This is a genomic window from Bacillus sp. ISL-41 (assembly GCF_018613235.1).
Lineage (GTDB): Bacteria > Bacillota > Bacilli > Bacillales > Cytobacillaceae > Mesobacillus.
On record NZ_JAGGQP010000030.1, the window covers coordinates 26030 to 48745 of the forward strand.

The following is a 22716-nucleotide window of genomic DNA, read 5'->3' on the forward strand; positions in this document are numbered from 1 at the left end:
GTTTCGATGTTTGGGAGATCATATTTTTGCGGTGAAGTAACAGAAGAAGCAATCGGTGAAAAGGTAACGCTGAAAGGCTGGGTGCAGAAGCGCCGGGATCTAGGCGGGCTGATTTTCATCGACTTGCGTGACAGGACAGGACTTGTACAGATTGTCTTCAATCCTGATGTGTCCCCAGAGGCGCTGGCGCTTGCTGAAAAAGTTCGTACGGAATACGTTCTTGATGTGAAAGGGACGGTTATCGCCCGCAGTGAAGGAAGCATCAATGAAAATTTAAAGACTGGCAGAATTGAAGTCCAGGCTGAAGAGCTTACAATCATAAATGAAGCGAAAACAACTCCTTTCGTGATTGCTGATAAAACGGATGTATCAGAAGATGTGCGCTTGAAATACCGTTATCTTGATCTCCGTCGTCCGGTCATGTTCGAAACATTCAAGATGAGGCACCAGGTTACAAAAGCGATTCGTGACTTCCTTGATGGAGAAGGCTTCCTTGATGTAGAGACGCCGATTTTAACGAAAAGTACACCTGAGGGAGCGCGTGACTATCTAGTACCAAGCCGTGTCCATCCAGGTGAGTTCTATGCTCTTCCTCAATCACCACAAATTTTTAAGCAGTTGATGATGGTTGGCGGCTTTGAGCGTTATTACCAGATTGCCCGCTGCTTCCGTGATGAGGATTTGCGAGCTGACCGCCAGCCCGAATTCACGCAAATCGATATTGAAACAAGCTTCATGAGCCAGGAAGAAATCATGGGCCTTACTGAACAAATGATGCAAAAGGTCATGAAGGATGTAAAAGGCATAGATGTTCCTGCGCAATTCCCGCGTATGAGCTATGAAGAAGCAATGAGCCGCTTTGGATCTGACAAGCCGGATACTCGTTTTGGGATGGAGCTTGTCGATCTATCGGAAACGGTTAAGGACTCTGGCTTCAAGGTATTTGCTTCTGCAGTCGCAAACGACGGGCAGGTAAAGGCCATCAATGTAAAAGGTGCTGCAGCTAACTACTCCCGCAAAGATATTGATGCTTTGACAGAGTTTGTTTCTGTGTACGGTGCCAAAGGCCTTGCCTGGCTGAAAGCAGAAGAAGATGGACTTAAAGGGCCAATCTCCAAGTTCTTTGGGGAAGAAGAACAAGCGGCACTTAAGGACAAGCTGGAAGTTTCAGCTGGAGACCTCCTTTTGTTCGTTGCCGATAAGAAGTCTGTTGTAGCAGATGCGCTTGGTGCTTTACGCTTAAAGCTTGGAAAAGAGCTTGGGTTGATTGACCAGAGCAAATTCAATTTCCTTTGGATTACAGACTGGCCGCTATTGGAGTTCGACGAGGAAGCAGATCGCTATTTCGCCGCTCACCATCCATTCACGATGCCAGCGCGCGAAGACCTGGCTTTACTCGAGAGCGATCCGGCAAGTGTCAAGGCACAAGCGTATGACCTTGTCCTGAACGGCTATGAACTTGGGGGCGGATCACTAAGGATTTTTGAAAGAGATGTCCAGGAAAAAATGTTCTCCGTTCTGGGCTTCACAAAGGAACAGGCAGTCGAGCAGTTTGGATTCCTTCTTGAGGCATTCGAATATGGAACGCCTCCACATGGCGGAATAGCGCTTGGCTTGGACAGAATGGTAATGCTCCTTGCTGGCAGATCAAACCTGCGCGATACGATTGCTTTCCCGAAAACAGCAAGCGCAAGCGACCTGCTGACAGACGCTCCTGGCGAGGTAAGCGGATCTCAGCTGGACGAACTTCACTTGTCATTAAATGTTAAAAAAGACCAGTAATATCCATTAGTCATATCCTTGAAGTTCATTCAGGCCTGTGGTAATATAATAACAACAGATGAAGAGTCCTGATGTGTTCGTTGTTTAACCTGAAGTTTTGACCTAACATCTATCCTTCGGGAGTTCGCGTTTCCGGGCCGCGTAAATGCCTCTGGCTAGAGGACTTACAGAAATCCGGAACAGGGCACCCACCTGCTGAGAGCGGGTTCAAGACGAAGGCAACCAACACGACGGCACGATTGGGACTCTTCCTACATACGTAACCAAAAACCATGCGGAAATGCATGGTTTTTTTGATGCCTTAAAGATCATTCTTATAAAGGGATATTCGGGCATATACGAGACTAAATGTTAAAGGACAGCTTTTGTAATCTTGGTCTTCTTATTGTCCGATAGAGCTCTTCTAACGGACACTTTTGGTGATTTTCTCCTTCAGTTTTTCCGATAGAGCCTTCTAACGGACACTTTTGGTGATTTTCTCCTTCAGTTTGTCCGATAGAGCTCTTCTAACGGACACTTTTGGTGATTTTCTCCTTCAGTTTGTCCGATAGAGCTCTTCTAACGGACACTTTTAAGGATTTACTCCTTCAGTTTTTCCGATAGAGCCTTCTAACGGCCACATTTCAGAATTTCCCGCTTCTGTTATCCGAAAAAACTCTTATACTAGGCGTTCATTCAGTATATCGGCACAGTCAGCGCTAATATATACTTTAATTCCTATAAAAATACTTGAAATTAATGAAGGGTATGTTATATTCAAAAGCGGGTATAGATAGTAACATTAATCTTAAATTTGGAGTGAGTATGGATGCTTCATCAATTTTCTCGTAATGAATTGGCCATTGGCAAGGAAGGCCTTGATATAATGAAGAACAGTACCGTCGCTGTTTTGGGAATAGGCGGAGTTGGTTCGTTTGCGGCAGAAGCCCTGGCGAGGTCGGGAGTTGGCAAGTTGATCTTGATTGACAAGGATGATGTGGATATCACGAATGTCAACCGACAGCTTATTGCTCTTCTTTCCACTGTCGGCAAGCAGAAGGTAGAAGTGATGCGTGACAGAATCATGGATATAAATCCTGAATGCGAAGTCATTGCGTTGAAAATGTTCTATACAGAAGAAACATATGAAGAAATTTTTGGCTATGATCTGGATTTTATTGTTGATGCATCGGATACAATCTCTTACAAAATCCATTTGATCAAAGAAGCAATCAAGCGTGACATCCCAATGATCTCGAGCATGGGAGCAGCTAACAAAATGGATCCGACACGTTTCCAGATTGCTGATATTTTCAAAACACACACTGACCCGCTTGCTAAAGTCATTCGTACCCGTTTGCGCAAAGAAGGAGTCAAAAAGGGGATACCGGTCGTATTTTCAGATGAAAGCCCGATCGTGATCCGGGAAGATGTCCGAAAAGAGGTCGGCAATGATAATGCGGAAATCCGGAAAGCGAAGATGCCGCCATCTTCCAATGCCTTTGTTCCGTCAGTAGCAGGGCTCATCATGGCAAGTCATGTTGTCAGGGAGCTGTTAAAGGATATTGAAATTGAACGTGTGAATAGCTAAAAAAGCGGAAGAGCCGAAGTCGGCCCTTCCGTTATTTTTTTTGCCCTGTAATCTTTTCATAGATTGCAGCAATGGCCTGTTCGAATTTACCGGTTTTCTTGGGCTTGTAATAGACCTTGTTCTTGATCCTGTCCGGGAGATACTGCTGTTTGACCCACCCGCCTTCATAATCATGCGGATATAGATAATCAACGCCTCTTCCCAGGTCTTTTGCCCCTTTATAATGGGCATCCTTTAAGTGGTCGGGAACTTCCCCGCTGATTCCGGAACGGATGTCAGCCAGTGCCAAATCAAGAGCAACATAAGCAGAATTGGACTTCGGTGACAGACATAATTCTATAACTGCATTGGCCAGTGGGATCCTTGCTTCCGGAAAGCCAACCCTTTCCGCTGCTTCGATGGCTGCCAGAGTCCTTTGTCCTGCCTGCGGGCTAGCCAGTCCAATATCTTCATAGGCAATGACAAGGAGCCTGCGGTTAATGCTGACAAGGTCGCCTGCTTCTATCAATCTGCCAAGATAGTGGAGGGCGGCATTCACGTCGCTGCCCCGGATGGATTTTTGGAAACCTGACAGTACATCGTAATGAGCATCACCGTCTTTATCATGCGAGAGACTTTTTTTCTGCATGCATTCTTCTGCAGCGGCTTCATCTATATGGATGACCCCGGCTCCATCTGGTTCAGTGGACAGTACTGCGAGTTCAAGAGCATTCAATGAGCTTCTGACATCACCGCCTGAAGCTGTCGCAAAATGGGTAAGCGCCTCATCGGTAATCTCGATCTTCAAGTCTCCAAGGCCTCTTTCTTCATCGGCAATAGCCCGGCGCAATGCGGTTTTAATATCATCTGGTTCAAGCGGCTTCAGTTCGAAAATCTGGCATCTTGACCGGATTGCAGGATTGATTGCGTGGTAAGGATTGCTTGTCGTCGCTCCAATTAAGACAATCATTCCGTTTTCAAGATAAGGGAGCAGGAAGTCTTGTTTCGCCTTGTCGAGACGGTGAACCTCATCTAGAAGCAGAATCACCTTTCCGGACATTTTTGCCTCAGCGGCGACTACTTCCATATCCTTTTTATTATTCGTAACAGCATTCAGTGTCCTGAACGCGAAATTCGTGCTTCCCGCAATGGCGCTGGCAATCGATGTTTTTCCAATGCCAGGCGGGCCGTAAAGGATCATCGATGATAATTGCCGAGCCTTGACCATCCGGTTTATGATTTTTCCTTCAGCTACTAGATGTGACTGGCCGATCACTTCCTCGATCGTCCTCGGCCGCATCCTGAAAGCAAGAGGTTTAAGATTCATGCTCATCGCTCCAATAACGCATATTTCGTATATATACAATAACACGAACGGGGGACTTGCGCATGGGACACGCAATTTGTGCTATAATTGCAAAAGCCTACCTATTGACTGAGGATTTTGGTACTATTTATAGTGAGAGAATGCCATATGGGGCATTATGAATATATCTGAAAATAATAGCTAACTTTTTAAGAAAATTGGAATAGAGGTGCAATATGAAAATATCGACGAAAGGACGCTACGGATTGACGATCATGATCGAGCTGGCCAAAAAATATGGTGAAGGTCCGATATCACTAAAGTCCATTGCGCAAACGAATGATTTATCAGAGCATTACCTGGAGCAATTGGTTGCTCCGCTCAGAAATGCCGGCCTGGTGAAAAGCATCAGAGGAGCATATGGAGGGTATATTCTCAGTTCAGAACCATCAACCATCTCGGCTGGAGACATTATCCGTGTACTCGAGGGCCCGATCAGCATCGTCGAGGGTATCGAGGATGAGGAACCTGCCAAGCGCGAGCTCTGGACAAGAATCAGGGATGCCGTGAAGGACGTACTTGACAATACAACAATCGAAGATCTCGCCAATCATTCCGACAACTTTGGCGAGTCCGACGCTTATATGTTTTATATATAAAGCCTGTAGTATAGAATGCTGCTTGTTCTGGTTCAGAAATTTTCGGATGATTAAGCAGCATAGTTTATGAAAGTTAGTGGCTCTGTTATATCCCATCGAGGTTTTTATAACCTGTTGATTGTAGTGTAAGGCGCGAAGACTCCTCCGAAAATGCTAACGCATTTTCATCGTGCGTGGGCAGGTTCGAGGATGCACAATCAATGTCCTGCGGGATGAGAAAGTCATGGGGAGACCCCGCAGGCGCTTAAAGCGCCGAGGAGGCTCCCCGACTTCCCGCGGAAAGCGAAGCGCCTGGAACGGAAATCAACAGCCGAATTTTACAGAGTCAATTCAAAAAAAACTTCTGAAGAGAGGGTAAGACTTTGGAAAGAATCTATTTGGACCATGCAGCCACTACACCAATGCATCCGGACGTACTGACCGAAATGGTCAAGGTAATGGAAGCAGAATTCGGCAACCCTTCTAGCATCCATCATTTCGGTCGTGAGGCAAGGAAGATCCTCGACGATACCCGCGATGAACTAGCGAAAAGCATCGGGACGAAGGGAAATAATATTATTTTTACGAGCGGCGGCACTGAAGCAGATAACCTGGCCATCATCGGTTATGCGGAAAGCAATCGCTCTATAGGTCAACATATCATCACGACACAGATTGAACATCATGCTGTCCTGCACAGCTGTGAGGAATTGGAGAAGCGTGGATTTGAGGTCACTTATCTCCCGGTCGATGAAAATGGCCTGGTTTCTTTGGGAAAATTGGATGAGGCATTACGTGATGATACGATCCTTGTGACAATCATGTACGGAAACAATGAGATTGGCACCATCCAGCCGATCAAAGAGATTGGTGAAATGCTAGCTGAGCATCAAGCTGTTTTCCATACAGATGCTGTCCAGGCTTATGGCATTGAAAAATTGGATGTCGAAGAACTGAAGGTTGATATGCTTTCTGTTTCAGCCCATAAAATCAATGGTCCTAAGGGGATTGGTTTTCTTTATATCCGGGATGGAATCAAGCTGTCCAGGCAGATATTCGGTGGTGAACAAGAACGGAAACGCCGTGCCGGAACCGAGAATGTCGCGGCGATTGCCGGGTTCCGCAAAGCTGTTCAGCTATCCCAAACGGAGCTTGAAACAAAGCGAAGCTTCTATAATGATTTAAGGAATTTGTTTATCGAACAACTTAAAAGCAGCGGAATCTCTTTCCAGCTGAACGGATTGCTTGATAAATCACTTCCTCATATTTTAAACTTAAGCTTTCCGGGCACGAATGTCGAAGCGATGCTGGTCAACCTTGACCTATCTGGCATTGCTGCTTCAAGCGGTTCAGCATGCACGGCTGGATCAATCGATCCTTCGCATGTGCTGGTGGCGATGTTCGGAAAAGAAGATGATAAGCTGACCAATTCCATCCGTTTTAGCTTTGGGCTGCACAATACGAAGGAACAGATTGAAAAAGCAGCTGAGGATACTGCGAAAATTGTCAGCCGGCTTGCGAAAAATAGCTTGTTTTAGAAAAATAGCCAGGTTTAAGGGAAGAATAAGTTTTAAAGGAAGAGAAAAGAGGTGAAGCATAATGGAAAAATCACCTAAGGATACAAGAGTGGTGGTAGGGATGTCCGGTGGTGTTGACTCATCAGTTGCTGCGCTCATATTAAAAGAGCAGGGATATGATGTGATCGGCATCTTCATGAAGAACTGGGATGACACCGACGAAAACGGAGTCTGTACGGCGACCGAGGATTACGAGGATGTGATCCGAGTCTGCAACCAGATTGGCATTCCATATTATGCGGTCAATTTTGAAAAACAATATTGGGATAAGGTTTTCACTTATTTCCTAGATGAATATAAAGCAGGCAGGACGCCAAATCCAGATGTCATGTGCAATAAGGAAATCAAATTCAAAGCATTCCTTGAGCATGCGATGAACCTTGGAGCTGACTATTTGGCGACAGGCCATTATGCACGAGTGGAGGACCGGGATGGGGAGCGAAAAATGCTTCGCGGACTGGACGAGAATAAAGATCAGACCTATTTCTTGAACCAATTGAGTCAAAGCCAGATTGAAAAAGTATTGTTTCCGATCGGGAATCTGGAAAAATCCCGGGTCAGGGAGCTTGCCAGGGAGGCAGACCTTGCCACGGCAACCAAAAAAGACAGTACAGGCATCTGCTTCATAGGTGAAAGGAATTTCAAGGAGTTCCTTGGGAATTACCTGCCGGCCCAGCCAGGCAATATGGAGACAATGGACGGTGTGGTAAAAGGAAAACATGACGGTCTGATGTATTACACAATCGGCCAGCGCCAGGGTCTTGGCATTGGCGGTTCAGGTGAACCCTGGTTTGTTGTCGGCAAAGATCTTGAACGCAATGTCTTGCTTGTTGAACAAGGTTTCCACAACGAACTGCTGTATTCAGACAGCATCACGGCGGTTAATGTCGGCTTTGTATCTGACAGGGAAAAGCCTAAGACTTTCGAATGTACAGCAAAATTCCGTTACCGCCAGCCAGATAATGCTGTTACGGTCGAACTCCAGGACGATGGAACCGCAAAAGTCCTGTTCAAAGAACCAATCCGTGCCGTGACACCAGGACAAGCCGTCGTTTTCTATGATGGTGATGAATGTCTTGGCGGTGGAACGATTGACGAGATTTTCAAGAACGGAAGCAAACTGACATATGTCGGCTAATCCTGATCAAATCCCCGGCGGGCCAGCTTCGCCGGGGATTGTTTTGGATTTGGCTCTTTTTGAAAACTTTCGCTTTTACAAACCAAGAGTAAAGTTCAGCAGTACTAGAAGAGAGCCTAAAATACCCCTTAATATGGTATACTTTCATGGAGAATGGAGTGTTAATTATGGATAAAAACCAGATTGGTATTGATTTTATGAGAGAAGGCAAATGGGAAGAGGCTGCCAAGGCATTTGCTGAAGCGATCGACGACCATCCTGAGGATCCCGTTGCATACATAAACTTTGGAAATGTTCTTACCGCGGTAGGCGATACGGAAAGAGCGATGAATTTTTACGATAAGGCGATCGGCCTTGATGAATATGCTACAGCAGCATACTACAGCAAGGGCAGTGTTTATTACGATAACCAGGATTTCGATGAAGCCAGAAAGATGTTTGAGCTGGCTATGAAAAAAGGGCTGGACAATGGAGACAATTTTTTTATGCTGGGTATGAGTCTCGCGCAGTTGGGCAGCAGCAAGCTGGCTCTGCCATATTTACAGCGCAGCACGGAGCTACTCGAATATGATGCTGAAGCCCATTTCCAATATGGCCTATGCCTGGCCAGGGAAGCTTTTATCGATGAAGCGATTATTGCGCTTGAACAGGCAATCCAACTAGACCCGGAGCATGCGGACGCACTTTATAATCTTGGGGTAGCTTATGGGTACAAAGAAGATGGCGACAAGGCACTCGCAATGTTCAATCGTGCATTGGAAGTCCAGCCAGATCACTTGCTTGCAGGACACGGCAAAAAATTGATTGAGGGTCAGGATCTCCATTAATTAGCCTGTTTTCGTAAATTTTATTGCTTTGAGAAACATTTGCTGTTGATCCTTTATGATTTTTATGTCTTACAGCATCCGGCTGAAGCAAGATTCAATGCGAAAACAGTCATCAATTAAAAGTCATTGGACGGAAGGGGGAAGTGCTTTGGACAAACAGGACTCGCTTGATTTGTTTTCAGAACAGGGTAAGTTCATGAAAGGAAAGCATCTTGTCACTATTTTTCATAATGAACAAAATCTTTACACAGTCCTGAGGATCAGGGTTGAGGAAACGAATGAGCAGTACGAGGATAAGGAAGCAGTCATAACAGGCTATTTCCCCCGGATTCATGAGCAGGAGACTTATATTTTCTTTGGTGAGGTAAAAGAGCATCCTAAATTCGGCGCCCAATTCCATGCCACACATTTCCGCAAGGATTTGCCACAGTCGAAGCAGGGGATCATCAGTTACCTATCAAGTGATCTCTTTAAAGGAATCGGAAAAAAAACGGCTGAGAAAATCGTTGATACACTTGGTGAAAAGGCGATAACGCGAATCATTGAGACCCCTTCAGTACTTGACCAGATTCCAAAGCTTGCTCCTGAAAAAGCGAAGGAACTATATGACACATTGATGGAGCATCAAGGCCTTGAACAAGTCATGGTCGCATTGAACGAATATGGCTTTGGCCCTCAGTTGTCGATGAAAATATATCAGGTCTACAAAGAATCAGCGATCGACATCATCCAGAAAAACCCTTATAAGCTGGTGGAGGATATCGAAGGCATTGGATTCGGAAGGGCGGATGAACTGGGAAGCCAGCTTGGTCTGACAGGTAATCATCCTGACCGGATCAAGGCGGCCTGTCTCTTTACTCTCGAGAGTTCAAGCATCCAGGGCGGGCATGTTTTCATGGATGCGGAGAATTTGCTTGTCGAGGTAAAAAAGCTCCTTGAAGACAATCAGAATATCGAGATTGAATTCACTGATATCTCCAACGAAATCATCAAGCTCGGTGAAGAAGGAAAACTGGTTCCCGAAGAACAGAGGATCTATCTGCCGTCCCTTTATTACTCCGAAAAAGGCCTGGTTATGAACATAAAAAGGATTCTCGACCAGGATGAATATGAAAATCAATTTCCTGAGTCAGAGTTTTTGCTGGCTCTCGGTAATCTAGAGGAGCGCCTGGGTGTCCAGTACGGGCCAAGTCAGAAGGAAGCGATCCAGACTGCGCTCATGTCACCAATGATGATCCTGACAGGCGGACCCGGCACCGGGAAAACAACAGTCATCAAGGGAATTGTTGAGCTATATGCAGAGCTGCATGGCTGTTCCCTGGACCCGAAGGATTATAAAAAAGAAGAGCCATATCCGTTCTTGCTTGCGGCTCCGACCGGTCGTGCGGCTAAGAGGATGACGGAATCAACCGGCCTGCCTGCCGTGACCATCCACAGGCTGCTGCGCTGGAATGGGGCAGAAGGCTTTGACCATAACGAAGACCAGCCACTTGAAGGGAAGATTTTGATCATCGATGAAACCTCGATGGTTGATATATGGCTGGCTCATCAATTGTTCAAGTCGCTCCCTGACAATATACAGGTCATCGTAGTGGGAGATGAAGACCAGCTCCCATCAGTAGGTCCCGGCCAGGTACTGAAGGATTTGTTGGATTCAGGAAGGGTCCCGACCGTCAGGCTGACGGATATCTACAGGCAGGCTGAAGGTTCTTCGATCATTGAACTAGCCCACCAGATTAAGAATGGCTATATGCCAGACGATATTTCCGCACAACAGCCAGACCGATCGTTTATAAAATGTACGACCAGCCAGATACCACAGGTAGTTGAAAAGGTAGTCGCAAATGCCAAAAAGAAAGGGTATTCGCCTAGGAACATCCAGGTGCTGGCACCGATGTACAGAGGTCCTGCCGGTATCGACCGTTTGAACGAGCTGCTGCAGGAGTTATTCAATGCGAATGCGGATGGCACCAGGAAAGAGCTGGCGTTTGGCGATGTGAAATACCGTATCGGCGATAAAGTCCTCCAGCTAGTTAATCAGCCGGAAGCCAATGTATTCAATGGGGATATGGGTGAGGTAGTCGCGATTTTTTACGCAAAGGAAAACACGGAAAAACAAGATCAGCTGATTGTTTCCTTTGACGGCATCGAAGTCACTTACAACAGGCCGGACCTGTCGCAAATCACACATGCTTATTGCTGTTCAGTGCATAAGTCCCAGGGAAGTGAATTTCCGATTGTTGTCCTTCCAGTGGTAAAAAGCTACTACAGGATGCTGCGCCGGAATTTGATTTATACAGCGATCACCAGAAGTAAGCAATTCCTTATTCTTGTTGGTGAAGAAGAAGCATTGAAAATGGGGATTGAACGCGGTAGTGATACAGCAAGGAATACTACACTCGTTGAGAAGCTTGTACAAATGCTGCCTGAATTGAATGGTGAAGCGGCAAAGGAACAAAGCAAGCAGCGGTCGGTAATTCAAAGTGAACAACTTACCGGTAAAGATGATGAAGTGGATTATATCGACATCATCAAAAAAGCTGATCCGATGATTGGAATGGGAAACCTGACTCCTTATGATTTCATGGAGGAAAATGAGGCTTAAGAATCTGCAATTATTTGCGGATTCTTTTTTAATTTTCCATGGAAAACCTTACACCTCATGAATTGCCTGCAGTCAGTGGAAACTAAGAGTGTTCGGAAAGGCGGGACACTCTTTTGCGGACATTTTCACTTTTAAAGGGACTGCCTGTATATGAATTGGCGAGTGGTCAAAAACTGGGCGAAGTTTGTGATGTGAGCATTTCAGGCAATGGAAGCGTAGTAGGCTTACTTGTAAAAAAGGGTGCGTTCATCAAGAAAACGTTTCAGGTCAAAGTGAACCAGGTTTCATCATTTGGTGAAGATGGGGTCATGGTGAAAGACAAGTCAGCCTTGGAGCGATTGGAGACAGAGCCTGAATATACATTCGAGCATAATGAAAGCCTCGCTGGGAAAAAGCTTCTTTCGAAGGAAGGGGAGCAGCTCGGCTTGCTGGAGGATGTATATTTTATGGAAGAAGTGGGCACGATTGTAGGGTACGAATTAACGGATGGCTTTTTTTCGGATATCGCGAATGGGAAGCGTGTCATTAAGACCACTGGTCCGCCTGCAATCGGAAAGGATGCCATCGTCGTCACTGTCAAATCGAGATGAGGTGTCCTTATGTTAAGTTGTCCCAATTGCAGGAGCAAGGATATCGGTAAAATTGGCATCAACCAATATTACTGCTGGAATTGCTTCATCGAACTGTCTCTGAACAAAGGCTTGATTCATACCCATCAAGTCGAAGAAGATGGAACATTGAGCTCACTTGATGATTTATTTGAAGAAGATCAACGTCAATACGGCATATAAAATAAATAGAAGAGGTGAAGCACATTGAATAAAATGTTAACCTCCATAATCGCTTTTGGTGCTGGCATGGCAGCTTACAACTATACGTCCAACAATAATATGATGTCAGGCAGAAAAATGAAGAAGCTTGGCAGGAAAATGACGAAAGCTTTATTTTAATATGCTGCAACAGTCTTATCGATAAACCCCTGTAATTTTTTGCAGGGGTTTCTTTACTGCTTAGCAGGAAAAAAGCTTTGTTTTTTCTAAATTTATGCAGACGGCATGATTATCAGCTTTTATTGCTCAAATAGGGATTATATTTGGGAGATTATCTGTTTTTTTTTGCTTAATTATGTTCGATTATTAAGAGAATGATTTTTCCAATTGCACTTTTCTGGATTCATTTTACAAAAAAACAAAACGAAAACCATTACGCAGGAAAAAATAACCTAACAGATAAGATAAATACCTACATAATCTCCAAAAAAATCTCAATAAGCTTGTAAAATATCCTCAAAAGGCCAAAAAATGCATAATCCTCCACCTTTCTTTCAAGAATAAACAGGAAGGTGGGTGAAGATATTGAATATCCAGATGAAATGGTATTACCGGCTCGGATTTCTTCTCCTTTTATTAATTGTGCTATTTGTTTTTATTAAATTGCAGTCCATTTGGGTCCCTTTTTTGGAAGTATTGATATCATTGCTTGTACCTTTTTCCGTTGCAGCGTTTATTACATATTTGCTCAATCCTATTGTTGAGGCCCTTCATCAAAAGGGGCTTCACCGAGGGGTTTCGATCCTGATCATCTATATTTTGTTCTTTGGCGGAGCTGGATTTGCTTTTTACAAAGGCGTACCAGCGCTGATCCGCCAGCTGGGCGACCTGGCGGAGAATGCTCCGTATTTTGCTGAGCAATATAGGCAAATGGTCAATAATATTGTTGACCAGACCTCGACTTGGCCGGCAGGTATCCACGAAAGAATCGAGGATGGGATTACCCGGATGGAGCAATGGCTTGATGGTGTGCTCGCAGGTACGATGACATTCCTGATGGATATCATAAATTCAATTTTGACGATAGCGGTTATTCCGTTTATCGCTTTTTACATGCTGAAGGATTTCGATGTCATGAAAAAAGCAGCATGGTATCTGACACCGCGGCAGTGGAGACAGCCAGGCACAAAGTTCCTGCACGAAGTCGACAAGTCGCTCGGGAGTTATATCCGGGGCCAGCTGCTCATATGTCTTATCATTGGTGTCCTGTCTTCATTGTTTTTTTGGATGGCGGGCATCAAGTATTCGCTGCTGTTAGGAGCAATCGTTGGGATAACCAATGTAATCCCTTATTTTGGCCCAATCATTGGAGCTATTCCAGCCGTGATCATTGCAGCGACCATGTCGGTGAAGATGGTGATTCTTTCACTTGTAATTGTTTTTTCTCTGCAATTCCTTGAGGGAAATATCCTGTCCCCGCTGATTGTCGGCAAAAGCCTGCATATGCATCCGCTGATGATCATGTTTGCGCTCCTGGCGGGGGAAGAGGTTGGCGGCATCCTTGGATTGATTCTTGCGGTTCCCGTCCTGGTTGTATTGAGGGCTGCATTGATTCATGCAAAAGACCATATCATCCTTGAGAGAAAGAAAGAACACCATTCATAATTTTTGCCAAGTCGTTTGACAAACCGCAACAGGCTATATATAATTCGGCTATAGATTAATAATTCGAAAAATGTAGAAGGAACGAGTATGTTATAGACCATCGTCAAGAGAGGGATTCCCAGGCTGAAAGAATTCCCGGTGAAGGATAACAGAAGGCTATTCCGGAGTGCAGGCAAAACCTGCCGTAGCAGCTGCGTTAAAGCGTTTTTGAGAGATGGGCGTGCGTTTTTGCGTCCATAATCAGGGTGGTACCGCGAGCAAGCTCTCGTCCCTGTCCAGGGATGAGGGCTTTTTTTGTTGCCTAAAATCCCTGAAAGCTTAAATTTCACTTGGGTTTAGGAGGTTAGTTTTATGAAAAAACTGACAGGTGCTGAAATTAGAAAAATGTATCTTGATTTTTTCAAGGAAAAGGGCCACGCAATCGAGCCGAGCGCATCGCTTGTACCTCACGATGATCCTTCCCTTCTTTGGATCAACAGTGGTGTAGCCACATTGAAAAAGTATTTCGACGGCCGTGTGATCCCGGCAAATCCGCGTATCACAAATGCGCAGAAATCGATCCGTACGAACGATATCGAAAATGTCGGCAAAACAGCGCGCCACCACACTTTCTTTGAGATGCTTGGAAACTTCTCGATCGGTGATTATTTCAAGGTGGAAGCAATTGAATTCGCTTGGGAATTCCTTACTGATGAAAAATGGATTGGTTTTGATCCTGAAAAGCTTTCGGTGACAATTCATCCGGAAGATGACGAAGCCTTCAATATCTGGAGAGAGAAAATCGGTGTTCCTGAAGAGCGTATCATCCGCCTTGAAGGAAACTTCTGGGATATCGGTGAAGGTCCAAGTGGTCCGAACACAGAAATCTTCTACGACAGAGGACCTGAGTACGGCAATGATCCTGAAGATCCGGAATTGTATCCTGGAGGAGAAAATGACCGTTATTTAGAAGTCTGGAACCTTGTGTTTTCTGAATTCAACCATAATCCTGACGGAACATATACTCCGCTGCCGAAGAAAAATATTGATACAGGTATGGGGCTTGAGCGTATGGCTTCTGTTGTTCAGGACGTTCCGACTAACTTTGAAACAGATTTGTTCATGCCAATCATCAATGCGACTGAAGAAATCTCCGGTGAAAAATACGGAAAGTCCAAGGAGAAGGATGAGGCGTTTAAAGTTATTGCTGACCACATCCGTACGGTAGCTTTTGCTGTCGGCGATGGTGCACTTCCTTCAAACGAAGGCCGCGGTTATGTACTTCGCAGACTATTGCGCCGCGCTGTACGTTATGCGAAAAAGCTGAACATAAATCGTCCATTCATGTACGAGCTTGTACCAGTGGTTGGTGAAATCATGCACGACTTCTATCCGGAAGTAAAAGAAAAGACAGACTTCATCCAGAAGGTCATCAAGAATGAAGAAGACCGTTTCCATGAAACACTTCATGAAGGACTTGCGATTCTTTCTGAGCTGATCAAGAAGGAGAAGGAAAAAGGCAGCGGCATGGTTCAGGGAGAGGATGTATTCCGCCTTTATGACACTTATGGTTTCCCTGTCGAATTGACAGAAGAGTATGCTGAGGAAGAAGGCTTGAAAGTCGACCATGAAGGCTTTGAAAAAGAGATGGAGCTGCAGCGTGAAAGAGCACGTGCTGCACGTCAGGACGTAGGTTCCATGCAGGTTCAAGGCGGTATTCTTGGCGAAATTAAAGAGAGCAGTGAATTCGTCGGCTATGATAATTTTGAAACAAACAGCAAGATTGTTGCATTGGTCAAGGAAGGCGAGCTAGTTGAAGAAGCGAATGCCGGCGATGAGATCCATTTCATCCTTGATGTTACACCTTTCTACGCAGAAAGCGGCGGCCAGATTGCCGATAAAGGAACCCTTACAGCGAATGGAATTAAGGTATCTGTAAAGGATGTAAAGAAAGCTCCGAACGGGCAAAATCTTCACCATGCAGTTGTAGAAGAAGGCAAGGTAACCAAAGGCCTTGAAGTGACAGCTAAGGTTGACCAGGAAAATCGTGCTCGAATCATCAAGAACCATACAGCGACACACTTGCTCCACCAGGCATTGAAGGATGTGCTCGGAGGTCACGTAAACCAGGCAGGATCTCTTGTCGAGCCTGACAGACTGCGATTCGACTTCTCTCATTTTGGTCAGGTGACTGCAGAAGAGCTTGAGCAAGTAGAAACAATCGTCAACGAAAAAATCTGGAGAAGCATTCAGGTTGAGACCAGCTTCAAGCCGATTGCTGAAGCAAAAGCTATGGGCGCGATGGCATTATTCGGTGAAAAATACGGCGATATTGTCCGTGTCGTAAAAGTCGGCGATTACAGCCTGGAGCTTTGCGGCGGCTGCCATGTTCCAAACACATCCGTCATCGGACTGTTCAAGATTGTTTCTGAAGGCGGCATCGGAGCAGGAACAAGAAGGATTGAAGCAGTAACAGGCGAAGCAGCTTACAAAGTGCTGAATGATCAAATCGGCATACTGAAAGATGCTGCAGCCAAATTGAAGACATCTCCTAAAGAAGTTGCGAACAGAATTGACTCCATGCTTGCTGAAATGAAGCAGATTCAGCGCGAAAATGAATCCCTTTCGGCAAAATTGGGTAATATTGAAGCAGGAAGCCTGACTTCCAAGGTCAAAGAAGTGAATGGTGTCCAACTGCTGGCAGCGCGTGTCGAAGCAGCTGATATGAACAGCCTGCGAAATATGGCTGATGACTTGAAGCAGAAGCTTGGTTCAGCAGTCATCCTCCTTGGCATGACCGACGGCAGTAAAGTGAATCTGATTGCAGCAGTGACGGATGACCTGATCAAGAAAGGCTATCAGGCTGGGAAACTGATCAAGGAAGCAGCGGCAATTTGCGGCGGAGGCGGCGGAGGCCGTCCGGATATGGCCCAGGCTGGCGGAAAAGACCCTTCAAAACTCGACAATGCGCTTCAATTTGCCGAAGAATGGGTAAAATCAATTTGATATAAAAGTAAAGTAGTGTAGAATGAAGGTATCTTGAAGAAAATTTTACCGGCCATTTTTTAAAAGTGAGGTGCATTCGATGAGCTCGTTTGACAAGACGATGAGATTTAATTTTCCCGAAGAGCCTTTTGAGCATGATGCCAACGAAGTCCTGCTGCAGGTGTATGAAGCATTGCAGGAAAAGGGATATAACCCGATCAATCAGATTGTCGGTTATTTGCTCTCCGGCGACCCGGCCTATATTCCACGCCATCGGGATGCCCGCAACATCATCCGCAAGCTGGAGCGGGATGAAATTATCGAGGAACTGGTTAAATCCTATTTAAGGAACCATCGAGAGGGGAAATAAATTGCGGATCATGGGACTCGATGTCGGCTCGAAAACAGTCGGCATTGCACTGAGCGATGAACTCGGATGGACAGCTCAGGGGCTTGAAACATTGAAAATCAACGAAGAAGAAAATGTGTTTGGTTTTGATGAAATTGGTAAAATAATAAAAGAGTATGAAGTCGGCAAAGTTGTCGTCGGGCTGCCTAAAAACATGAATGGCACAATCGGCCCTCGCGCAGAGGCGAGCCAATTCTATGCCCGTGAATTGGAAGAAAGGTTCGGCATCCCCGCCATCCTTTGGGACGAGCGTCTGACGACAGTGGCTGCAGAGCGTGTTTTGCTCGAAGCGGACATGAGCCGAAAAAAAAGGAAAAAGGTCATTGATAAGATGGCTGCAGTAATGATTTTACAAGGCTATTTAAACAGCCAAAATTAAATTGAGGTGACTATAATGGACCACGGCGAAAACAACATCACAGTAGTAGACGAAAACGGCAATGAACAATTATGCGAAGTACTTTTCACATTTGACTCAGAAGAATTCGGCAAGTCATATGTGCTGTATTATCCAGTAGGTGCAGAGGAAAACGATGACGAAGAAATCGAAATCCACGCTTCCGCATTCAACCCTTCAGAAGACAATGAAGATGGCGAACTAATGCCAATCGAAACTGACGCAGAATGGGACATGATCGAAGAAATGCTAGAAACATTCCTTGCTGAGCAAGACGAAGAATAAAATAGACGAACTGGGACCAGGCGAATGACGCCTGGTCTTTTTATTTTTCAATGGATCACCTATTGGCCGTGAAAATAGAATATTCCTTGGAAATTGCCGATAGAAGGGCTCTATCGACCAAACAGGGGGAAGAAGTACGTGGAAATGTCCGATAGAAGGGCTCTATCGGACAAACAGGGGGAAGAAGTACGTGGAAGTGTCTGATAGAAGGGCTCTATCGACCCAAATTGAGTGAAGAATCCCCGCGATGTGCCCGATAGATCAACTCCAATAATACAGGGATGGCTCTCTCCCACGAAAAAAGCAATAACTAGTATTTTATCCTACAAGTTCAGTTGTCGAATTTTTAGTATATTTGTCGTCTGCGGTATTTTTTCGTAATTATTTGCAAATAGAAATAGAAAATATAGTATAATGGTTCGAGATGTGATATTAGAGAGTATCCAGGAAGGAAGTTTTTTGTTAACTGGAGGGGGAACTATGTCAGACGAGAAGAATATAAAAGATTCGAAAACAGATAAAAAGCAACTGATTTCTGAAAAGCTGGTTGAACAGCAGAAGGAAGCGAGAATCGTTAGGAAGATTGTTTTCATCACCTCAATCGTGGCGATTCTGCTCATTGGGGCAATTGGCGGGGGCGGCTATTATTATGTCAAGGAAGCCCTGAAACCAGTGGATGAGAACAGCAAAAAAACTGTGAATGTCAATATACCGATAGGCTCGTCAACGACTGGAATCGGACAGATTCTCGAGGATCAGGGGATCATCAGGGATGCGAGAGTCTTTAAATATTACGTGAAGTTTAAAAACGAAGCGGGCTTTATGGCGGGCGATTATAAAATGAAGCCATCCATGACACTTCCTGAAATCATCACTAGCTTGAAGACAGGAAAAGTCATGCAGGAAGTTGTCATGAAAATAACGATTCCTGAGGGTAAGCAATTAAAGCAAATCGCTGGAATTATTGCCGAAAAGACACAGCAGGACGAGGAAGAGATTTTCAAACAGCTGAACGATAAAGAGTTCATCAATAAATTGATGGGCAAATATCCGGATGTACTTACAGAGGATATCCTGAAAGAAAATGTGAAGTATCCACTTGAAGGCTATCTGTTCCCGGCAACTTATCCGTTTTATTCTGAAAAGCCGACAGTCGAGGAGATCGTTACTGTCATGCTGACTAAAACTAAAGAAGTTCTAGGTGAATTCAGGGGCCAGATGGAAGAAAAGGAAATGACGACACATGAATTGATGACTATGGCATCGCTCATCGAAGAGGAAGCCACTGAGAAAGTAGACCGCGATAAAATCGCCAGCGTGTTCTACAATCGACTTGAAGACGGAATGATGCTGCAGACAGACCCAACTGTTCTGTATGCGCATGGTGAACATAAAGATCGGGTATTTTACAAGGATCTTGAAATCGATGATCCATATAATACCTATAAGATACAGGGATTGCCTCCGGGCCCGATCGCCAATCCCGGGGTAATGTCAATCGAAGCGGCTCTCGCTCCGGCTGATACAGATGATATGTATTTCCTTGCTACTTCGACAGGGGATGTGCTATTCTCCAAGACACTGGCAGAGCACAATCGCAAAGTAAATGAACATATCACAAATAAAAAATAGCAGTAAATTAAAGGGAAATGCATAAAGGTTAGCATTTCCCTTCTTATTGTGATAAAATAATACAAGTGTTTTTTTGTAGTAATATTACTGTCCAGTGTGGGCTCTCGATGGGGGCTCAGATTCATTTGATAGCGTGTATTGCAGATGTAGGAGTTGTGGCTTTTAGCTTATGAACCTGTAAGGCAGCATTGCCTGAAGGTGTTCCTCTTAACCTGTGAACGCTATTTTTTTCATGCTCGGACAGTCATCCATATACCTACTCTGGCTGAGAGAAAGTCTTTGAATAGAGGTGAAGCAGCTTGCTGAGTCAAGAGCTGCAAAGTTATATAGATTCTTTAATACAACCCAGGAATGGCCTCCTTTTAGAGATGGAGGAATATGCAGATCGAAATGGTGTCCCGATCATGGAGCCGGCAGGTATTGAAACCATGCTCCAGCTCTTGAGGATACAGCAGCCGGAAGCGATCCTTGAGGTAGGAACGGCAATTGGCTATTCCGCACTAAGGATGGCATTCGCTCTGCCGAAAACAAAGATCGTCACTTTGGAACGTGATGAGGAACGGTTTAAGCTTGCTGTTGATTACATTAAAAGGGCAGACAGGCAGCAGCAGATCATCCAAATCAGTGGTGATGCGCTTGAGCTGGAAGAGGAAGTTGCCGGCCATGCTCCGTTTGATGCCATTTTTATTGATGCTGCCAAGGGGCAGTATAAGCGCTTTTTCGAAATGTACTCCAGGTACTTGAAACCGGGAGGAATGATCATTACGGATAACGTCCTTTTTAAAGGGCTTGTATATAATCAGGAAGCTGATAGCAGAAGACTTCGTAGCCTGGTAAAAAAAATTGACGAATTCAATCGCTGGCTTGCAGCCAATCAGGAGTATGATACGGTCATCCTGCCGATTGGCGATGGAATAGCGATTAGTAAGAAGAGGTGAACGGAATGAATAAACCTGAATTATTGGTAACTCCAAAGAGTGTTGAGGATATTATTCCACTGGCGGAGGCAGGAGCAGATGCTTTCTTGATTGGTGAACAGAAATTCGGGCTGCGCTTAGCTGGCGAATTTAACCGTGAGGACGTAAAGCAGGCGATCGAACTGGCCCATTCAAAAGGCAAAAAAGTGTATGTCGCTATGAATGCGTTATTCCACAATGAAAAAGTGGACTTGCTTGGTGATTACCTGACTTTCCTTAAGGATGCCAATGCGGACGGAGTCACATTCGGCGACCCTGCTGTATTGATGGCCGCAAAGGAATATGCTCCGGAAATGAAGCTTCACTGGAGCACGGAAACAACAGGCACGAACTGGTATACTTGCAACTACTGGGGCAGAAAAGGTGCAAAACGAGCCGTTCTTGCAAGGGAAATCAATATGGACGCTATTGTTGAAATCAAGGAAAATGCCGAGGTGGAAATCGAGGTGCAGGTTCACGGAATGATGAACATGTTCCAGTCTAAACGTCCATTGCTCGGACATTACTTTGAATATCAAGGCAAAGCGCTTGAAGTGGAGAACCGCAAACAAGAACGCAATATGTTCCTTCACGATAAAGAACGCGAGAATAAATATCCTATCTTCGAGGATGAAAATGGAACTCATATCATGAGTCCTAATGATATTTGCATCATTGATGAACTTACGGAGCTAGTGGAAGCAGGGATCGATTCTTTTAAAATTGACGGCATCCTGAAGAGCCCTGAATATATTCTTGAAGTCACGAAACTTTACCGAAAAGCCATTGACCTGGCTGTTGAAGATCCAGACCAATACGACGAAGAAAAAGACGGCTTGCTGGAAGCAGCAGAAGAACTGCAGCCGCCAAACCGCCCGCTTGATACAGGATTCTTTTTCAAAGAGACGGTTTATTAACAGTAAGAACTATAAGGAGGTTGCGTAATGACAGCAGTAGCAGATAATATCTCGCAGATTGTTGACGGTAAGCGTGTTATCGTGAAAAAGCCAGAACTGCTTGCGCCAGCCGGAAATCTTGAGAAGTTGAAGATTGCCGTCCAATATGGTGCAGATGCCGTTTTTATTGGCGGGCAGGAGTATGGCCTGCGCTCGAACGCAGATAATTTCACGTTTGAAGAAATGAAGGAAGGCGTTGAGTTCGCCAAGAAATACGGAGCAAAAATATATGTTACAACAAACATTTTTGCCCACAACGAAAATATCGATGGTCTTGAAGACTATCTATTAGGCTTGAAGGGAGCAGGCGTGCACGGTATCATCGTCGCTGATCCTCTGATTATCGAAACATGCCGCAGGGTCGCTCCAGAGATCGAAGTTCACCTAAGCACACAGCAGTCCCTTTCAAACTGGAAGGCTGTCCAGTTCTGGAAGGAAGAAGGACTTGAGCGTGTTGTTCTTGCTCGTGAAACTAGTGCAGATGAAATCAAGGAAATGAAGGAAAAAGTCGACATCGAAATCGAAACCTTCATCCACGGCGCAATGTGTATTGCCTACTCAGGACGTTGTACATTGAGCAATCACATGACAGCACGTGATTCTAACCGTGGCGGCTGCTGCCAGTCCTGCCGCTGGGATTATGATTTGTATACACTTGAAGGAAATGACGAGAACGCATTGTTTACAGAAGGCGACTCACCTTTCGCGATGAGCCCTAAGGACCTTAAGCTGATCGAGTCTATCCCTCGCATGATCGAGCTTGGCATCGACAGCCTTAAGATCGAAGGCCGCATGAAGTCGATCCACTATATCGCAACGGTAGTAAGTGTATACCGCAAAGTAATTGATGCTTATTGCGCGGACCCTGAAAACTTCGTCATCAAGCAGGAATGGCTTGAGGAATTGGACAAATGTGCGAACCGTGAGACAGCAACTGCCTTCTTTGAAGGAGTTCCTGGGTATAAAGAGCAAATGTTTGGAAACCATAGCAAAAAGACAACTTTCGATTTTGCCGGCCTTGTGCTTGATTACAATGCTGAGACACAAATGGTGACACTTCAGCAAAGGAACTACTTCAAGCCTGGCGACGAGGTTGAATTCTTTGGACCGGAAATCGAGAACTTCACTCATGTTGTCGATAAGATTTGGGATGAAGATGGCAATGAACTGGATGTTGCCCGCCACCCGCTGCAAATCGTCAAGTTCAAGATGGACAAGCCTGTCTACCCAAATAACATGATGCGGAAGGAGAAGTAAATC

At 45.1% G+C, this 22716-nt stretch carries 20 protein-coding genes, 1 other RNA gene and 1 other annotated feature; of the genes, 20 read left to right on the plus strand and 1 reads right to left on the minus strand.

What is annotated here, in order from left to right; genetic code table 11:
• The first annotated feature begins 6 nt into the window (after positions 1-6).
• The 3 genes from aspS to J7I80_RS15605 all read left to right on the plus strand — a co-directional run bounded on the left by aspS (position 7) and on the right by J7I80_RS15605 (position 3352).
• The gene (gene aspS / locus J7I80_RS15595) at positions 7-1782 is read left to right on the plus strand and encodes an aspartate--tRNA ligase (protein WP_214739262.1); all 1776 of its coding nucleotides are present in this window, start codon (positions 7-9) and stop codon (positions 1780-1782) included.
• Between the two features lie 62 nt (positions 1783-1844).
• A non-coding RNA gene (ssrS, locus tag J7I80_RS15600) (6S RNA) lies at positions 1845-2032 on the plus strand.
• 558 nt (positions 2033-2590) lie between these two features.
• Entirely contained in the window at positions 2591-3352 is a 762-nt protein-coding gene (locus tag J7I80_RS15605; protein WP_214739263.1) for a tRNA threonylcarbamoyladenosine dehydratase, read from the plus strand.
• Between the two features lie 31 nt (positions 3353-3383).
• On the opposite strand, the gene J7I80_RS15610 is transcribed toward J7I80_RS15605, so the two are convergent.
• Positions 3384-4658: a replication-associated recombination protein A gene (locus J7I80_RS15610; RefSeq protein ID WP_214739264.1), complete on the minus strand. Its 1275-nt coding sequence runs from the start codon at positions 4656-4658 to the stop codon at positions 3384-3386.
• A 215-nt stretch (positions 4659-4873) separates the two neighbouring features.
• Here J7I80_RS15610 and cymR point away from each other — a divergent pair, with 215 nt between their 5' ends.
• The 17 genes from cymR to J7I80_RS15695 all read left to right on the plus strand — a co-directional run bounded on the left by cymR (position 4874) and on the right by J7I80_RS15695 (position 22713).
• Positions 4874-5296, plus strand: coding sequence for a cysteine metabolism transcriptional regulator CymR (gene cymR / locus J7I80_RS15615; RefSeq protein ID WP_041967745.1), 423 nt, complete (start codon positions 4874-4876; stop codon positions 5294-5296).
• 362 nt (positions 5297-5658) lie between these two features.
• On the plus strand, positions 5659-6813 hold the full coding sequence (locus J7I80_RS15620) for a cysteine desulfurase family protein (protein ID WP_214739265.1): 1155 nt from the start codon (positions 5659-5661) through the stop codon (positions 6811-6813).
• A 61-nt stretch (positions 6814-6874) separates the two neighbouring features.
• Positions 6875-7990 carry a tRNA 2-thiouridine(34) synthase MnmA gene (gene mnmA / locus J7I80_RS15625; protein ID WP_214739266.1) on the plus strand — a complete coding sequence of 372 codons (1116 nt, stop codon included), beginning with the start codon at positions 6875-6877 and terminating at the stop codon, positions 7988-7990.
• Positions 7991-8157: 167 nt separating this feature from the next.
• The gene (locus J7I80_RS15630; protein WP_214739267.1) at positions 8158-8817 is read left to right on the plus strand and encodes a tetratricopeptide repeat protein; all 660 of its coding nucleotides are present in this window, start codon (positions 8158-8160) and stop codon (positions 8815-8817) included.
• 148 nt (positions 8818-8965) lie between these two features.
• Positions 8966-11422, plus strand: coding sequence for an SF1B family DNA helicase RecD2 (gene recD2 / locus J7I80_RS15635; protein ID WP_214739268.1), 2457 nt, complete (start codon positions 8966-8968; stop codon positions 11420-11422).
• Between the two features lie 113 nt (positions 11423-11535).
• Complete coding sequence (locus tag J7I80_RS15640; protein WP_214739269.1) at positions 11536-12012, plus strand: PRC-barrel domain-containing protein; 477 nt, start codon at positions 11536-11538, stop codon at positions 12010-12012.
• A 9-nt stretch (positions 12013-12021) separates the two neighbouring features.
• The gene (locus J7I80_RS15645; RefSeq protein ID WP_023627194.1) at positions 12022-12213 is read left to right on the plus strand and encodes a hypothetical protein; all 192 of its coding nucleotides are present in this window, start codon (positions 12022-12024) and stop codon (positions 12211-12213) included.
• A gap of 33 nt (positions 12214-12246) precedes the next feature.
• Positions 12247-12372, plus strand: coding sequence for a YrzQ family protein (locus J7I80_RS15650; RefSeq protein WP_251027810.1), 126 nt, complete (start codon positions 12247-12249; stop codon positions 12370-12372).
• Positions 12373-12777: 405 nt separating this feature from the next.
• Positions 12778-13857, plus strand: a complete 1080-nt coding sequence (locus tag J7I80_RS15655) for an AI-2E family transporter (protein ID WP_214739271.1) — start codon at positions 12778-12780, stop codon at positions 13855-13857.
• Between the two features lie 64 nt (positions 13858-13921).
• Positions 13922-14133, plus strand: a binding site (T-box leader).
• Positions 14134-14208: 75 nt separating this feature from the next.
• The gene (alaS, locus tag J7I80_RS15660; RefSeq protein WP_214739272.1) at positions 14209-16842 is read left to right on the plus strand and encodes an alanine--tRNA ligase; all 2634 of its coding nucleotides are present in this window, start codon (positions 14209-14211) and stop codon (positions 16840-16842) included.
• 79 nt (positions 16843-16921) lie between these two features.
• On the plus strand, positions 16922-17191 hold the full coding sequence (locus tag J7I80_RS15665) for an IreB family regulatory phosphoprotein (RefSeq protein ID WP_023627198.1): 270 nt from the start codon (positions 16922-16924) through the stop codon (positions 17189-17191).
• A 1-nt stretch (position 17192) separates the two neighbouring features.
• Positions 17193-17609, plus strand: coding sequence for a Holliday junction resolvase RuvX (ruvX, locus tag J7I80_RS15670; RefSeq protein ID WP_192470794.1), 417 nt, complete (start codon positions 17193-17195; stop codon positions 17607-17609).
• Positions 17610-17624: 15 nt separating this feature from the next.
• Complete coding sequence (locus tag J7I80_RS15675; protein ID WP_214739273.1) at positions 17625-17912, plus strand: DUF1292 domain-containing protein; 288 nt, start codon at positions 17625-17627, stop codon at positions 17910-17912.
• 480 nt (positions 17913-18392) lie between these two features.
• Complete coding sequence (mltG, locus tag J7I80_RS15680) at positions 18393-19544, plus strand: endolytic transglycosylase MltG (protein WP_214739275.1); 1152 nt, start codon at positions 18393-18395, stop codon at positions 19542-19544.
• A 299-nt stretch (positions 19545-19843) separates the two neighbouring features.
• Positions 19844-20482: an O-methyltransferase gene (locus J7I80_RS15685; RefSeq protein ID WP_214739277.1), complete on the plus strand. Its 639-nt coding sequence runs from the start codon at positions 19844-19846 to the stop codon at positions 20480-20482.
• 5 nt (positions 20483-20487) lie between these two features.
• Positions 20488-21417, plus strand: a complete 930-nt coding sequence (locus J7I80_RS15690; RefSeq protein WP_214739279.1) for a peptidase U32 family protein — start codon at positions 20488-20490, stop codon at positions 21415-21417.
• Between the two features lie 27 nt (positions 21418-21444).
• On the plus strand, positions 21445-22713 hold the full coding sequence (locus tag J7I80_RS15695) for a peptidase U32 family protein (protein WP_214739281.1): 1269 nt from the start codon (positions 21445-21447) through the stop codon (positions 22711-22713).
• Positions 22714-22716: the final 3 nt, after the last annotated feature.